General features: G+C 37.4%; 13 protein-coding genes. 11 read left to right on the top strand and 2 right to left on the bottom strand.

Features of this window, described 5'->3' with window-relative positions:
* Positions 1–12: 12 nt before the first annotated feature.
* From nikB to ACFSTA_RS07725, 5 genes are read left to right on the top strand one after another with little or no spacing between them, the layout of a single operon-like run.
* Complete coding sequence (gene nikB, locus ACFSTA_RS07745) at positions 13–954, top strand: nickel ABC transporter permease (protein WP_377556035.1); 942 nt, start codon at positions 13–15, stop codon at positions 952–954.
* Between the two features lie 22 nt (positions 955–976).
* A complete protein-coding gene (locus ACFSTA_RS07740) occupies positions 977–1,867 on the top strand; it encodes an ABC transporter permease (protein ID WP_377556034.1) in 891 nt (296 codons plus the stop codon).
* 19 nt (positions 1,868–1,886) lie between these two features.
* Complete coding sequence (locus ACFSTA_RS07735) at positions 1,887–3,422, top strand: glutathione ABC transporter substrate-binding protein (RefSeq protein ID WP_377556033.1); 1,536 nt, start codon at positions 1,887–1,889, stop codon at positions 3,420–3,422.
* 7 nt (positions 3,423–3,429) lie between these two features.
* Complete coding sequence (locus ACFSTA_RS07730; protein WP_377556032.1) at positions 3,430–4,458, top strand: ABC transporter ATP-binding protein; 1,029 nt, start codon at positions 3,430–3,432, stop codon at positions 4,456–4,458.
* Positions 4,403–5,371: an ABC transporter ATP-binding protein gene (locus ACFSTA_RS07725; protein ID WP_377556031.1), complete on the top strand. Its 969-nt coding sequence runs from the start codon at positions 4,403–4,405 to the stop codon at positions 5,369–5,371. The genes ACFSTA_RS07730 and ACFSTA_RS07725 overlap by 56 nt, the downstream gene beginning before the upstream one ends.
* A 74-nt stretch (positions 5,372–5,445) precedes the next feature.
* Here the strand turns inward: ACFSTA_RS07725 and ACFSTA_RS07720 are convergent, their stop codons facing one another.
* Together ACFSTA_RS07720 and ACFSTA_RS07715 are read right to left on the bottom strand one after the other, a co-directional pair.
* Positions 5,446–7,101, bottom strand: coding sequence for a M4 family metallopeptidase (locus ACFSTA_RS07720; protein WP_377556030.1), 1,656 nt, complete (start codon positions 7,099–7,101; stop codon positions 5,446–5,448).
* 264 nt (positions 7,102–7,365) lie between these two features.
* Entirely contained in the window at positions 7,366–7,806 is a 441-nt protein-coding gene (locus tag ACFSTA_RS07715; RefSeq protein WP_377556029.1) for a DUF2663 family protein, read from the bottom strand.
* Between the two features lie 606 nt (positions 7,807–8,412).
* On the opposite strand from ACFSTA_RS07715, the gene ACFSTA_RS07710 reads away from it, so the two are divergent.
* The 6 genes from ACFSTA_RS07710 to ACFSTA_RS07685 all read left to right on the top strand — a co-directional run bounded on the left by ACFSTA_RS07710 (position 8,413) and on the right by ACFSTA_RS07685 (position 15,370).
* Positions 8,413–9,555, top strand: coding sequence for a glycosyltransferase family 4 protein (locus tag ACFSTA_RS07710; RefSeq protein WP_377556027.1), 1,143 nt, complete (start codon positions 8,413–8,415; stop codon positions 9,553–9,555).
* Positions 9,556–9,669: 114 nt separating this feature from the next.
* Positions 9,670–11,223, top strand: a complete 1,554-nt coding sequence (locus ACFSTA_RS07705) for a spore germination protein (protein WP_377556026.1) — start codon at positions 9,670–9,672, stop codon at positions 11,221–11,223.
* 15 nt (positions 11,224–11,238) lie between these two features.
* Positions 11,239–12,348: a GerAB/ArcD/ProY family transporter gene (locus ACFSTA_RS07700; protein WP_377556025.1), complete on the top strand. Its 1,110-nt coding sequence runs from the start codon at positions 11,239–11,241 to the stop codon at positions 12,346–12,348.
* Positions 12,338–13,519: a Ger(x)C family spore germination protein gene (locus tag ACFSTA_RS07695; protein ID WP_377556023.1), complete on the top strand. Its 1,182-nt coding sequence runs from the start codon at positions 12,338–12,340 to the stop codon at positions 13,517–13,519. Before ACFSTA_RS07700 ends, ACFSTA_RS07695 begins: the two co-directional genes overlap by 11 nt.
* Positions 13,519–13,680: a hypothetical protein gene (locus tag ACFSTA_RS07690; protein ID WP_377556022.1), complete on the top strand. Its 162-nt coding sequence runs from the start codon at positions 13,519–13,521 to the stop codon at positions 13,678–13,680. Before ACFSTA_RS07695 ends, ACFSTA_RS07690 begins: the two co-directional genes overlap by 1 nt.
* A gap of 148 nt (positions 13,681–13,828) precedes the next feature.
* Entirely contained in the window at positions 13,829–15,370 is a 1,542-nt protein-coding gene (locus tag ACFSTA_RS07685) for a methyl-accepting chemotaxis protein (RefSeq protein ID WP_377556020.1), read from the top strand.
* Positions 15,371–15,425: the final 55 nt, after the last annotated feature.

The raw sequence follows: 15,425 nt of genomic DNA, 5'->3' as shown, positions 1-15,425 counted from the left end.
AGGAGGGGCGCCATGATCAGCTTTATAGTTAGAAGGTTAGGGCAATTACTATTACTTTTATTAGGAATTTCATTCATTGTTTTCATGAGTATGCACATTGCACCAGGAGACCCAGCAACTATAATTGGAGGACCAACTGCAACAGAATCTGACCTTGAGGCAATAAGGAAAGATTTGGGACTGAATGAGCCTTTACTAGTTCAATATGTTGACTATCTGAAAGGAATAGTGCAGGGAAACTTCGGATATTCCTATCAAAATAGTCAGCCGGTAGGAGAAGCTATCGCTACACGACTACCGAATACTATTAAATTAGCAGTTGCGAGTATGATCGTTGCTGTTATTATAGGGCTAATTGCAGGAATGATTTCCGCAATGAAACAAAATTCCTGGCTTGATGTAACAAGTACAACTTTTGCGTTAGTAGGTGTTTCGATACCCAATTTTTGGCTAGGTGCCATGTTAATACTCTTGTTTGCAGTTAATTTACAATGGCTACCAGTAAATGGTTTAAGTGAACCATTTTATTCGGTAGAGGGTTTAAAGCAATTGATTTTACCTTCTATTACGTTGGGAACTGCTTCTGCAGCGTTAATTGCAAGGATGTCTCGCTCGTCAATGCTTGAAGTAATTAAATCAGATTACATTCGTACAGCTAAAGCAAAGGGGGTAAAACGAAAATCAGTAATCTGGGTCCATGCATTACGAAACGCGTTAATTCCTGTTATCACGGTTATTGGTATTAACTTTGGTGCTTTACTAGGAGGAACGATCATAACCGAGCAGGTATTTGCGATTAATGGAATTGGTAGATTAATGATCGATGCTATTTCTGCCAGAGATTTTCCAATGGTTCAAGGAACAGTCCTATTAGTGGCAGCTATTTTTGTCATCATTAATTTAATCGTCGATATTATTTATGTGAAAGTTGACCCTAGAATCAGCTATGAATAATCGTGGGGAGGAGGTTGAGAATATGACGGCAGAATTAGTTACCGATGTGAAGAAAGTAAAAGAAGAGAAAAAAGATGGCTTTTTCCTAGAGACTTTGAAAAAACTTCTGAAAAACAAATTAGCTGTAATTGGATTAGTTATTATTTTTGTCCAACTAATCCTTGCCATATTCGCTCCTTTATTTGTTAGTTATGGGCCATATGTACAGGATTCAACAGCGACTTATTTAGGAGTAGGATCGGAGGGTCATTTTCTAGGAACGGATAATTACGGAAGAGATATGTGGTCCCGAATTGTGTATGGATCTAGAATTTCTCTTATTGTTGGGGTTTCTACCGTTGCAATAGGATTACTAGGAGGAATCACCTTAGGGTTATTGGCAGGTTACTTTAAAAAACTAGATTCGATTATTATGAGAATAGTAGATTTGTTATTTGCTTTTCCTGGCATACTACTTGCTATGTTAATCATTGCAATGCTAGGTACAAGTATCGTGAATGTGGTGATTGCTATTAGTATATGGTCCATTCCAGGGTGTGCGCGAATTGTACGTGGTAGTGTTTTATCAGTTAAGAAGCAAGAATACATTATGGCTTTACGATCTGTAGGTGCAGGTAATACAAGGATATTGTTAATGCATATTTTGCCAAATTGTACCGCACCTATCATTGTGTTTGCTACTACTCGAATGGCAACAGCAATTTTATCAACTGCTTCATTAAGTTATTTAGGGCTAGGGGCGCAACCTCCAATGCCAGAGTGGGGTGCCATGATTGCCGCAGGACAAAATTTCATGTGGGATGCACCGCATATGGCTGTTATCCCGGGAATAGCGATCATGTTAACCGTATTTGCATTTAATGTTGTTGGGGATGGATTGCGTGATGCTCTTGATCCAAATATGAATATTTAAATAAATAGGAGGAATGAAAATGAAAAAATTATGGATGGCAACAGCGTTTTTGTTATTACTATGTATGATAGCCGCATGTGGAGATAGTGAAAGTTCAAGCGGCGGTAATGATGGAGAAGATGTACCAAAAGAATTAACGTATGCTTCAACTTCCGATGCGAAAGGATTATCTCCCATTGATACGAATGATTCTGTTTCAAGTAATGTGATCGTACAAGTCTATGAAACATTATTTACATTAGATCCTGAAACAATGGAACCTCAACCGTTACTAGCGGAATCCTATGAAACACCAGATGAAAATACATGGGTTATTAAGTTAAATGAAGGAATAACTTTCCATGATGGCACACCATTTAATGCAGAGGCAGTAAAATATTCATTTGAACAAATGAAAGACCCAGAGCGTGCAGCACCAAGAGCGTCATTATTAGAACCAATTGAATCAATCGAAGTAGAAGATGAATATACGGTTGTGTTAAATACAAAAGAACCATATGGCCCGATGCTAGCAGCATTAAGTCACACAAATGCAGCAATCGTTAGTCCAACCGCAGACCAAGAAGGAGACATCAATAGAGAGCCAGTAGGAACTGGACCATTTGTCTTTGAAGATTGGGAAGAAGGGGATCAAGTTGTATTAACAAAAAATGAAGACTACTGGAGGGAACCTACGCAATTAGAAAAAGTAGTTTTTAAAGTTGTTCCTGAATTTTCAACAGCTATTTCTATGTTAGAAACTGGAGATGTTCAATTCTTGGATGCCATTCCATCTGACCACATCTCTCGTGTGGAATCATTAAATAATGTGGAAGTACAGAAAAAAGAAGGTACACGTGTATCCTATTTAACATTTAATGTAGAAAAAGAACCTTTTAATGACTTAGAGTTTAGACAAGCAGTTGCCTATGCGGTAGATCAAGAGTCTTATGTTAATCAATTAAACGGATTAGGTGAATATAATGAGAGTATCATCGGCCCGAAAGTATTCGGTTACAATGAAGATGCACAGGATACTGGTTATAACTATGATCCAGACAAAGCTGCTGAAATTATTGAAGCAAATGGTTATGGTGACGAAACGTTTACGATGCTAGTAGCTAATCGTGATAATTATATGAAAATGGCAGAAATCGTACAAGCTCAATTATCAGATGTTGGACTTAATGTACAAATTGAAACAATGGAATGGGGAGCGTTTTTAGATACAGCAAGAGCTGGAGAGTATGAAATGACTTTCTTAGGTTGGGCAAATAGTACTGCTGATGGTAGTGAATTATTATATCCAAACCTACACACAGATAATATTGGTGGTTCTAACTATACTCGTTATAATAATGAAGATTTTAATAAGCTTGTAGAAGAGTCACGTATAACAGTAGATCAAGACGTACGTAAGGAAAAACTTCATGAAGCAAACGTGTTAGCAATTCAAGATGTACCATGGGTTGTAATGGAGCATGGAGTCGTAACGGCAGCTTACGATGAATCTGTAAATGGTCTTTCTGTTGATCCAACCGGGCAATGGTCATTATACAATGTAACAAGAGAGTAGGGGGAATATGGAAAAGTTACTTGATGTCAAAGATCTAACGATTGACTTTCGAACAGCTAAAGGAAATTCCGCGGCTGTTCGGGATGTTTCGTTTTCACTACATGACGGAGAAATATTATGTATTGTTGGTGAGTCAGGATCAGGAAAAAGTATTACGTCACTCTCCTTAATGGGGCTTCTTCCAGATAATGGGGAAGTTTCATCTGGTTCGATCCGTTTAAATGGAGAGGAACTAGTCAATAAAACAGATGAGGAATTGCGAAAAATTCGAGGTAACAAAATCTCCATGATTTTTCAGGAGCCAATGACTGCTCTCAATCCAGTATTTACAATCGGATATCAAATTCAAGAACCCTTACGGATCCATAAGGGAATGTCTAAACAAATGGCGATCACAAAAAGTATAGATTTACTCGAACAAGTTGGAATTCCCAATCCTAAGGAAAAAATCAATCAGTACCCCCATGAATTGAGTGGAGGAATGCGACAACGAGTCATGATTGCTATGGCATTGGCTTGTGAACCTTCGCTATTGATTGCGGATGAGCCGACAACTGCATTGGATGTTACCATACAAGCGCAAATTTTAGATATTATCGATGATTTAAAGGAACAGTTTGGTATGGGTGTAGTGTTCGTCACGCATGACATGGGAGTCGTTGCGGAAGTTGCTGATCGAGTTATGGTTATGTATGCCGGGGAAGTTGTGGAAGTCAATGATGTAGAGAGTTTATTTAGAAACCCTCAGCACCCCTATACACAAGGATTACTAGGTGCGGTTCCAAATGTAGATGATGAAACACAGGAGATGAAAGTTATTCCTGGGTCCATGCCAAGTGTTGATGATGATATTCCTGGGTGTCGTTTTCATCCGCGATGTCCCATGGCGATGGATATTTGTAAGGAAAAAAAACCACAATTAGTTCGTAGTGGTTCAGAAAATGCAGCAGTAAGATGCTGGCTCCAGGAGGTGGACACCGATGACAGTTCAACCGTTACTTCAAGTGGAGGATTTGAAAACATATTATCCAATTAAGAGTGGAATTTTTAAGCGAACCAAATCACATGTTAAAGCAGTAAATGAGGTTAATTTGGAAGTTTTCGAAGGAGAAACACTAAGTGTTGTTGGTGAATCTGGGTGTGGAAAGTCAACCTTAGGACGAACGATATTAGGCCTCGAATCTAAAACTGATGGATCGATTTACTTTAAGGGAGAAGATATTGGCACTTTATCGGAAAGGAATTTAAAGAAGTATAAAAAAGATATGCAAATGATTTTTCAAGATCCGTTTGCGTCGTTGAATCCTAGGCAAAAAATAGGAAAGGCGTTAGAAGAAGTGTTTGTCATCCATACGAATATGTCAAGGGAACAACGAAAAGAGCGAGTACTTCAACTATTAATGGAGGTAGGATTAAAAAAGGAACACTATGATCGACATCCACATGAGTTTAGTGGAGGTCAGCGTCAGCGGATTGGGATAGCGAGAGCAATGGCGTTAAATCCTTCATTAGTTGTCTGCGATGAGGCCGTTTCGGCGTTAGACGTTTCAGTGCAGGCACAAATTATTAAACTATTAAAAGAGCTTCAAGCGAAACATCAGTTATCCTATCTATTTATATCCCATGATTTAGGAGTAGTGCGTCACATTAGTGATCGTGTTTTAGTCATGTATCTTGGAACAGCAGTGGAATTAGGTACAACAGAGCAAATCTTTAATAACCCACAGCATCCTTATACGAAGGCACTACTCTCATCTATTCCACGTCCTGTTCCAGGAAGAAGGAGAGAGAGAATTAAGCTAGAAGGTGACTTGCCTAGTGCATCGAATTATCCATCTGGCTGCCCTTTCCACACTCGGTGTCCACTTGCTACAGAGCAGTGTAAAAGTGAAAAACCAATCTGGAGAGAAGTGGAAGATGGTCATTTTGTAGCTTGTCATCTAGTGTAGGGGACTTGTTAGCGATAAAGGATAATAGAAAGCTCCTGTATTGGGTAATACTACAGGAGCTTTCTTATTGTTGTTTAGTAAATCCCTACTTGATCAAACCCAGCAGCTACAGCTTGTGCTTCTTCACTACCTTCACCATATATGTCTTCTGCTGATTGAACAATTACATTACGTGCATCGCTGAAATCAGAAGTTGGAGTTAAATACACAGTTAGTGCACGATAGTATATTTGTCCAAGTTTTTCTTTACCGATTTGTTCACCGATTAGGTACGCGGCATGGTTCGTAATGGATGAGTTAACATGGACACCACCATTATCAACATAACCTGGCATGTCGTAGTAATCATCCATATGCTCAGGATACATTCCATTACCATATGGAGCTCGTGCCTCGGAAACCGGGAATTTACTTGGGTTACTCAAGCTACGTAATGCTGTTCGCCCTTCTTCAATAGAAGGTGGGGCCATAATATCTTCTCCCATTTCCCAATCGTCAGAATCGATAAGAGCACCAAATACATCGGCAAATGATTCGTTAAGTGCGCCAGATTGGAAACGATATTGTAAATTCGCTGTATGAGAGATTACACCGTGTGTCATCTCATGGGCAGCAACATCCAGACCCGCTGAAAGTGGTACCATGAATTCGCCATCTCCATCCCCATATGTCATGTGACGACCATTCCAAAATGCGTTATTGTAGTTGTTACCATAGTGAACATAAGAGATAATGGCCATTCCATTATCGTCAAGTGAATTACGGTCATGCTCTTCTAAATAATATTCATAAACCGATTCTGAATTATAGTGTGCATCAACGGCTGGGCTTTGATATTCGTCCTTCCATGATGAACTATCATTCTCGAAAATTTCTCCTGTATTGTGATCAAACGTGTAAATACCTTCTAAATTTTCATGAGATTCATCATATAATTTGAACACTGTGTCTTCACCAGATCGCACTTCTTGGGTAGTATGGATATGACGTAAATCGCCATGAACACCTTCTCCTACTCCTTTATGGTGTTTCTTTTTCATATCTTCCGTATGCAATAATGCATTATACTTATCGATTACATCACCAGTGTTTGCATCGACAAATACAAACCAATTTCCAGGCTCGTCACCTAAAAAGGTTAGATTAATCTTATATGCTAGGCTATTTTTTCCTTCAAATGGATAAACCACTAGCTCGGATGAAGGATCGTAAGCCATTTCAACTGGTGCTTTTACAGATGATTTAGCTACTTTAAGAGCATCTTCTGCCTGAACGGAAGCTTGTGTCAGAAATTGATCGTTGTCAGCTTCTTGATTAAAGTGTCCATTTACTCCAGCCACTTCATTATCTCTATTAAAGTGAACGACTATCTCTGCACCTTCCACGGGAACATTATTGTTCATTTGATGAAAGCGGATATGTGTCATTCCTAGTTCATCTGTTAGTATTTCCTTTACTTTTAAATTTTTCTCTGGATTCTTAACTCCTACTTTTGCTTCATTTCGTTTCAAGTAATCTATCGCATTTTTGGTATTACTAGATGCATATTTTTCCGATAGTTTTTCCTTAATGAAGATAGGTACGTTGACATTTACGTTCCATTCTTTTTGTGCTTGTACATTAATTGGGGTTACTGAGTCGTGTGGTTTAGCCAGCACTTCACCCACTGAGAACGTACCTGCCACAATTGCTGAGGATAAAATGACAGGAATAATTTTCTTCTTATTCATAATCATACCTCCTAGTATTTTATTGTTTTTAATTATACGTTAATAGAGTTAAAATTACATGATTATTTTGAACTGAATTAATATTATGTAAATTAGTAGAGTTTACTTAGGTAAATGGGTAAAGTGGTGCTTTTGTACTCGCAACATTGGACTATATGGTATTGGATTAGGAAAATATCATTATTGAAACGGGTAAGTAGATTTACCATAAAATAACAAGTGCCTGGCACCGTCAAAATTCGACAGGTGACAGGCACTTTTTAGCTAATCGCTCTTCAATCGCAAATCGATATCATATTCATCCTCCATCATCTCTGTAATCTCATCTCGAATGGAGGAATGCTCATTTACATACCAATCCTTTTGAAAATGCTTAATAATTTCCCCGCGCATTTCCTTATATTTCTCTTTTTCTTTCTTTACTTTATTCCTGGCTTCTAAGTAAAAGTAATAAAATAATGATATGACACTGATAATGAGTACGTATGCAAGGTTGGTAATTATGTCAACCATAGCATAAAAAATATTTTGCTCGGTAATTTCAGTCATATATAGAATGTAATAAATAAATAACACTAAGGTTACCCCGAAAAGTAAAAGATAATTACTTTCCCTTCGTTTCCATTTATCAAGATATTCTTTTTTCTTACGGACTTTATCTATCCTATTCCTAGTGTCATTCGTTACATGATCTTCCCAAGACATGATTATCACCTCGCATTATGTATATGAATAGTCTGTCCAAAGAATACCCACTTTAAGGTGCCTGGCACCGACAAAATTCGACAGGTGACAGGCACCTCATCCCACTACAATTTACATTAATTTGACGTGTGTTTTGCGGTGGCTTTACATTGTTGATTTATAATTGAGATAGTGGTTGGATGATATATTAATCGGAGGTGTGTGTATGCGCTTTTTGATTAAGATTTGTGTTTGTCTTGTTGTTGCCGTATTGTATTTAGTTTAGTTGTTGTTTCCACCAGCGGTGTTTCAGCAATGATTATTTGTATGTGCTGGAATGTTATTTTTTACTAACCATTAGCATAATCCTGTATATACTAGTAAAAAGCTTTTTTTCGCAATAGATCTTGTTTCATTCATCATAATAGCCACGTAACAGATAACCCACTAACACTTTTCTATTCTTCTAGCAATACAACTTCAATCTTTTTCAGTGATTATTCCTTTTACTTTTATCGTTTGCTTTCTCCTATTATCGCCCGAGCCAGGATATTCGGATATGTAGGTGATTAAACTGGATTTTTTCTTTCATATGAAATTCTTAATATGACTGATTGGAGGTTAATGATGAAAATTGCTATTTTTACAGATACGTTTGTCCCAGATGTGAATGGAGTAGCAAGAACATTAAAACGTTTTACGGATTATTTGGAAAAGCATGCTATCGAATACCGAGTTTTTGCACCAAAAAGTACAAATGAGGATTTGTTTACTAGTCATGTCCTTCGTTTTGCGAGTTTACCATTTTTCTTATATCCCGAATGTCGTATTGCTTTTCCTAACATTATTCATGTTCGTGAGGAAATACAAGAATTCCAACCTGATATTATTCATGTAGCAACCCCGTTTAATATGGGACTTTGTGGACTGCATTATGCGAAAAAGTTTGATATACCAGTCGTTGGTTCGTATCATACAGACTTTGATAGATATTTAGATTACTATGATTTCTCCTCATTGAAAAAAATTCTTTGGAAGTATATGCGGTGGTTTCATCGTCCTCTTCATAAAATTTTTGTACCTTCTATTGCCACATTCGATCATCTACAAAAACATGGGTTTATGAATTTAGCTATTTGGCCGCGAGGTGTTGACTGTTCACATTTTCATCCGAAATTTGATCCTGAAGTAATTCGAAAAAAATACCATATAAATGAAAGATATATTCTACTTTATGTCGGACGACTTGCACTAGAAAAGGATGTCCTTGTCCTGCCACAGATTGCAGAACTACTTCCGGAATCGGTTCGAAAGGATGTACATTGGCTTATTGTTGGGGATGGACCGCAGAAAAAAGAGCTAGAAATGGCGAGTCCTAACAATTTGACATTAGCAGGATTTCTATCTGGGACCGACTTAGCACATGTGTATGCAGCGGCAGACTTATTTGTATTCCCTTCAGTTACAGAAACTTTTGGGAATGTTGTACTCGAATCCTTAGCTAGTGCAACACCTGTTATTGGAGCAAATGCAGGTGGTGTACGTACCATAATCGAAAATAATGTAACGGGAATGTTATGTGAGGGTGGAGATGCAACTGAATTTGCAAGAACTATTGCGAACCTGCTGAATGACAAGGAAAAACGAGATGAAATGGGAGTCCAGGGAAGAAGGTATGCCATAACCCAATCATGGAATGCCATATTCTCTGATTTATTATTAGAATATGAAGCAGTCCTAAAAAGAAACATCCTCGAAGGAATGGCTTAAATATAGGTGCCTGTCACCCGTCGAATTTTGTCGGTGACAGGCACCTTTTGTATAAAAATGGTTGTTTTGGGAAAAAAAAGAGGGATACTATTTTAATTTGATTGAGGGGATGAGATGGCGAGGTCTTCTCTGGTTAAGCGTTTGAAGATGAGAAAATTGCATCAAAAGAATAAAAAGCAGCCTGATAAGGTTCGTGATAAAACGAAAATTACGAAGAATTTGGATGAAAATATAAAGAATGTAAAGGAATTACTAGGTGAACCTGGTGATTTGGTTGTGCGTGAGTTAATTATTGGCGGGATTGAATCCCGAGCAGCACTTATTTACATAAGTGGGTTAACCGATGAAAATTTAATTAACAATAATATTTTAAAAACGATTCAATTAAATATGAAGCAATTTGAATCAGATATTTTGGATAAGATTTACCAAGAAGTTATTGCGGTGACGGACATAAAAAAGGCCGAAGCAATGGATGAGGTTTCCTTTGCTATTCTAAATGGTGGTACTGCATTTTATTTAGATGGGCGAGAAACGGTCTTGTTAATGGGGACTTCTGGTGGTGAATCCCGAGCTATTGAACAGCCTGATTCTGAAACCTTAATTCGTGGACCAAGAGATGGTTTTGTCGAAAACATTCAGACAAACATGGCACTTGTTCGGCGAGATATTAAAGATCCAAACCTGCGTTTTAAGACTCATGAAGTAGGAAAGCGATCCAAGCAAAAGTTAGTTGTTAGCTATGTAGAAGGAATCGCAAACCCAGATATTGTTAATGAAGTTAATCGTAGACTAGAAACGATTGATATCGATTATCTTTCGGATTCTGCGTTTGTGGAGCAATGGATAGAGGATAGTTTTTTATCGCCATTTCCCCAATTATTAGATACAGAGCGTCCAGATAAGGTGTCATCTGATTTAATGCAAGGTAAAATAGCAATTTTAGTGGATGGTACTCCGTTTGTATTAATAGCTCCAATTACAATTGGAGATTCATTGCATTCTATGGAGGATTATAATCAACGTTGGTTTCCGGCAAGTTTGCTAAGAATATTACGTTATCTTTCTGCTTTTTTTGCTTTGTTTTTACCTTCCCTTTATATTGCACTTGTTTCTTATCATCCGGGGATGATTCCAAGTACGCTCGCGTATTCGATTGCTGCTACCCGAGAAGGGGTTCCTTTCCCAGCAGCAATTGAATCAATAATCATGGCCATTACGTTTGAAATTTTACATGAGGCAGGTATTCGCCTACCTAAGGTTATTGGTCAAACGATAGGTATTGTTGGAGGGTTAGTTATTGGAGAAGCGGCAGTTAGTGCCGGGATCGTGAGTCCTATCATGGTCATCGTTACAGCACTAACAGCGATATCGTCCTTTGGTGTACCTTCGTACAGTGTAGCAATCACCTTCCGAATGTTACGATTTGCCTTTATGATTGCTGCCTCATTTTTAGGGTTATATGGGATTGTACTAATTTACATTATGATAAATATCCATATCGTTAATTTGAAAAGTATCGGGGTCCCATATTCGACTCCCTTTGCACCGTCTTTTGTTAATGACTGGAAAGATTTAGTTTTCCGTGCTCCTGTTACAGAGCTAAAGAGACGCCCATTATATTTAAAAACGAAGGATAAAAAATCAAAAGATATCAAACCGGAATAAGGGAAGGAATAGCACATGAGTACATTTAAGTATGGTGATGAAAAAATTAAAAGTCGCGATATAATGATTGCTGTTCCTTCTATGCTAATTGCAGTAGGTATTATTTCGTTTCCGAGGCATCTTGCTGAGTCAACGAAGGCTTCTGATGGGTGGGCTGCTATTGTGTTAGGGGGAATTTTAGCGATAGTTCTAACATGGTCTGTTGCAAAAATTGCTGCGAGTTTCCCTAATCAATCCTTCTTAGCGTATGCCTCATTTCTAGTTTCAAGGCCGGTGGCAGTAGTACTAACCTTTCTATTTGCGATCCAAGGAATCATGATAGCCGCGTTAGAGGTTAGATCAATCACAGATATATCCCATCAATATTTGTTTGATCGAACACCAATGGAGGTAGTTTCTTTAACATTTTTACTTGTTGTTGTATACGCTGTATCTGGATCTCGAGCAGGAGTTTTAAGGTTAAATGCCTTGTTTTTGCCAATTATCTATTTAACTACAGCCATATTAATCTTTTTTTCAATCGGCTTTATGGAAGGGAAAAATTTATTTCCAATATTTAAAACGGATATGCAGGGGTACGTACAGGGTACATTTAAAAGCACGTTATCCTATTCAGGAATTGGTATCCTATTTTTTTACATATCATTGGTGAAAAACCCCAAAAAAGCACCCCGATTGGCAGCTGTCGGGATGTCTGGTGTCGTGTTTATCTACTTGTTCATTTATTTAACAACAATTGCTGTTTTTGGAGATGTAACAACAGCAAATATTCGTTTTCCTTTAATTGAATTAGCAAAAACAATCGAAATTCCAGGTGGTTTTTTTGAACGGTTAGAATCCATCTTCTTTGTCATATGGATTATGGCTATTTTTACGACAACAGCGATAGCCTTTGATGTTTCGTTAATGGCATTAAGCACTATTTTTCCCAAAGTAAATAAGTTGAAAATTGTCTTTCTACTTTCTCCGTTAATATTTTTAATTTCTATGTTGCCTAAGGATGTAATCGAGATAGAAAGATTTGGAGAGTATGTGAGTTATTCTAGCTGGGGGTTAACCGGGGGTATCGTGATCCTACTATGGGTTTTTTACAAAGTAAAAGGGAGGAGAAAAAGTGGGAATTAAAATATTTGTACAAATTTTAATTAGTAGTCTCTTCTTTATTTTACTTGCTGGATGTTGGGATGGGATCGAATTAGAGGATCGAGCATTTCTTGCAGGGGTTGCTGTAGATTTAGCGGAAGAGCAAGGAGGAAAATTACGATTTGAGCTAACAAATCAGTTTGTTGTTCCAGCAGGGCTTGGGTCGGCAACGGAAGCAGGTGGGGGAAAGGCATTTCGAAATCTCAGTCAAACTGGAGAAAGTCTGTATGAAATAAACGCTCGGATTTCCAAGCAAGCTAACCGGACAATAAATACAGACCATGTTGAAATAGTTGTCGTTTCACAGAATGTCGCAAAAAAAACTGGGTTATTTGCTGATGTTTTGGATGTGTTTATTCGCCAACAGACTATGCGGAGAGGAATATTAATAGCGATTGTGGATGGAAAAGCAGGGGATGTTTTACATGTTGAGACAGAGCATGTAAAAATTCCTGGACAATATATTAGTGAACTACTTGAAAATAAACAAACTCCTGAGACGATTATTCCTGTAAGAATTGGTGATATTCAGGAGTCACTTTTAAATAATAGAAGTTTTATCATTCCGCAAGTTGCTACTTTTACAAAAAACAGTGTGAATTACGAGGGAATTGCTGTTTTTCACGGGCATACAAGTCAGATGGTTGATACACTAAACGGTGATGATGCAAAAGGATTGAACTTCATTATAGGTAATGGTCAAGAAGGTAGTGTAACAGCAGATGTTGAAGAGGAGCAGGTTACATACATTATTTCGAATGGTAGTAGTAAAATAAAGCTTAAAAATCGTGATAAAGAGAATATGTCTTTTGAAGTGGATATGGATATTACCGCAAGTATTGTCGAATATTTCGGTACATTGGATTTTTACAAAAAGAATAATCAAGAGAAATTTGAAAAAGCATTGGAAGAAAAAATAAAAACGTTAACTGAGGGAACCGTAGAAAAAGTAAAAGACGAACTACAAGTTGATGTATTAGGATTGGATAACTATCTTCGAATGAATCATTATAGCCTATGGGAAGAAGTAAAGGGTGATTGGGACTATGGAGAAAATTACTTTTCTAAAAGTGATATTAAAGTTAACGTGAATACTACCGTTCGTGAGCCAGGTAATTCCATTCGGGTTAAGAAGAAAGGAGAAGAAGAATAATGTGGCAGTTGATTATGGAAAGAGTACCTTCGATGATAGGGATATTTTGTACGTTATTGGCTTTTTTAGTGCCATATGTCATATATAAAGTAAATCAGAAGTTTCATCGTGAAGCGGATCCGCCATGGAAGAGAGAGGAGAAAAGTAGTGTGAAAGAGTGATGGATAGAGTGACCACAGGATAGATGTGTTTACAATATTTAACAGGTGCCAGGCACCTAAATGTTAAAGTTGACTTGGTTTCTGTCGATAATAGAAATAGGAGTTGTCAGAAAAAACCAAGAAAGTTAGCATTTAGGGGGATATTATATTGAAAAAAGAAAGAAATAAACTTATGCACTTTATGGCTGGTGCGGTTATATTACTGATGGTCATAGTGAATATTTTAGGGAGATATTTCCATCTATTCGATTTCTCCCATGGTAGTGGGAGCTTCGTTACATCGTATGATATTGAAGCTTCGTTTGGCATGGCACAACATGTTTTGTTCATTCTTCCAATTGTCTTTTTTGTATTAAGTATTTTATTGTATCGCAGGAACAACAATCATCGGTATATTCCATACCTACTAACACTAGCATTAACATTTGCTAGTATTGCGATTATATCGGGTGGAAGCGGAAGAGTAGAATTTCACTTTAGTATATTTATGGTAGTTGCAGCTGTCGGTTATTATCAGAAGATCAAATTACTTTTAATGATGACAGTTCTATTTGCGATACAGCATATTGTAGGGTTATTATTTTTCCCAGAGCTCGTCTTTGGTGTTGAACATTATATGTTTTCTATGTTTTTATGGCATGCTATCTTCCTAGTACTTACTTCATCGGTAGTTAGTTGGCAAGTGTATAGTGGCAAAAAAATAGAAAACTATTATCAAGAAAAACAGCAAGAACAAAGAAAAACTATTATTGAGGACATCGTTGAGCGTTTGTCTACGACATCTAGCCAGATTTTATCAGTATCCGATACACTTTCAAGTAACACGAAGGAATCATATCAAGCTAGTGGGCAGCTAGCTGCATCAATGGAAGAGGTTTCTGCTAGTATCGAACAACAATTAGAAATAATCCAAGATAATAGGAAAGTTATTACACAGATAGATGAAGGAATCAAAAGTATTAACCAAACGGCCAAAACAGTTGCAGCGAATTCTACTACTTCAGCAACAGAGGCACAGCGTGGAAGTGAATTGATTGAAAAATTATTATTACAAATGAAAGAAATAACGGTAGATGTCGATGAGTCTTATACGAATGTGAAAGAGCTGCTTCGCCGTTCTCAATCCATTGAGGGGATCGTGGAAGTAATTTCTGATATCGCAGATCAAACTAACCTTTTAGCATTGAATGCATCTATTGAATCTGCAAGAGCAGGGGAGTATGGAAAAGGATTTGCTGTTGTAGCGGATGAAGTTAGAAAGTTGGCAGTACAGTCTCAAGAATCATCCCAAAATATTTCAAAGATTATTAAACAAATATTAATAGAAACCAATCAGTCTGTAAAGTCGATGGAAAACGTAAAAGCTTCTACAACGGAAGGACTAGACACGGCGGAAAAATCCAATAAAGTATTTCATCATATTTCTAAAGAAACAAATGAAATCGCTCTACAAGTACAAAGTGTATCTTCATTGACAGATAACTTATCTTCTTCTTCTGAGAAAGTGAATGCCTCAATGCAGCAGATCACAGAAGCTGCAGAGCAATCAGTTTCTGGAACAAAAGAAGGAATGAGCTCTTCTGATCTGCAGCATGAACTAACTGAAGGAACGGTAGATGTCTCGAAGAAATTAAATGAATTAACCTCTGAGTTGGAAGAAGTTATTCGAACGTTAAGGAACGAGGTTTAGTGAGTGAAAGTAGTATTATAGGTGCCAAAGGATAACAGTTGTGTGATTCAGCTGT

Origin of the sequence: Ornithinibacillus salinisoli, assembly GCF_042684965.1 — a bacterium.
GTDB classification, from domain to species: Bacteria; Bacillota; Bacilli; order Bacillales; family Amphibacillaceae; genus Ornithinibacillus; species Ornithinibacillus salinisoli.
Note: the sequence above shows the minus strand (reverse complement) of the source record. Positions and strands in the feature narration are given on the sequence as shown.

What these genes read in the sequence shown, in the direction of transcription:
- nikB (WP_377556035.1), top strand. Translation starts at nt 13, where the DNA reads ATGATCAGCTTTATAGTTAGAAGGTTAGGGCAATTACTATTACTTTTA.
- ACFSTA_RS07740 (WP_377556034.1), top strand. Translation starts at nt 977, where the DNA reads ATGACGGCAGAATTAGTTACCGATGTGAAGAAAGTAAAAGAAGAGAAA.
- ACFSTA_RS07735 (WP_377556033.1), top strand. Translation starts at nt 1,887, where the DNA reads ATGAAAAAATTATGGATGGCAACAGCGTTTTTGTTATTACTATGTATG.
- ACFSTA_RS07730 (WP_377556032.1), top strand. Translation starts at nt 3,430, where the DNA reads ATGGAAAAGTTACTTGATGTCAAAGATCTAACGATTGACTTTCGAACA.
- ACFSTA_RS07725 (WP_377556031.1), top strand. Translation starts at nt 4,403, where the DNA reads ATGACAGTTCAACCGTTACTTCAAGTGGAGGATTTGAAAACATATTAT.
- ACFSTA_RS07720 (WP_377556030.1), bottom strand. Translation starts at nt 7,101, where the DNA reads ATGAATAAGAAGAAAATTATTCCTGTCATTTTATCCTCAGCAATTGTG.
- ACFSTA_RS07715 (WP_377556029.1), bottom strand. Translation starts at nt 7,806, where the DNA reads ATGTCTTGGGAAGATCATGTAACGAATGACACTAGGAATAGGATAGAT.
- ACFSTA_RS07710 (WP_377556027.1), top strand. Translation starts at nt 8,413, where the DNA reads ATGAAAATTGCTATTTTTACAGATACGTTTGTCCCAGATGTGAATGGA.
- ACFSTA_RS07705 (WP_377556026.1), top strand. Translation starts at nt 9,670, where the DNA reads ATGGCGAGGTCTTCTCTGGTTAAGCGTTTGAAGATGAGAAAATTGCAT.
- ACFSTA_RS07700 (WP_377556025.1), top strand. Translation starts at nt 11,239, where the DNA reads ATGAGTACATTTAAGTATGGTGATGAAAAAATTAAAAGTCGCGATATA.
- ACFSTA_RS07690 (WP_377556022.1), top strand. Translation starts at nt 13,519, where the DNA reads ATGTGGCAGTTGATTATGGAAAGAGTACCTTCGATGATAGGGATATTT.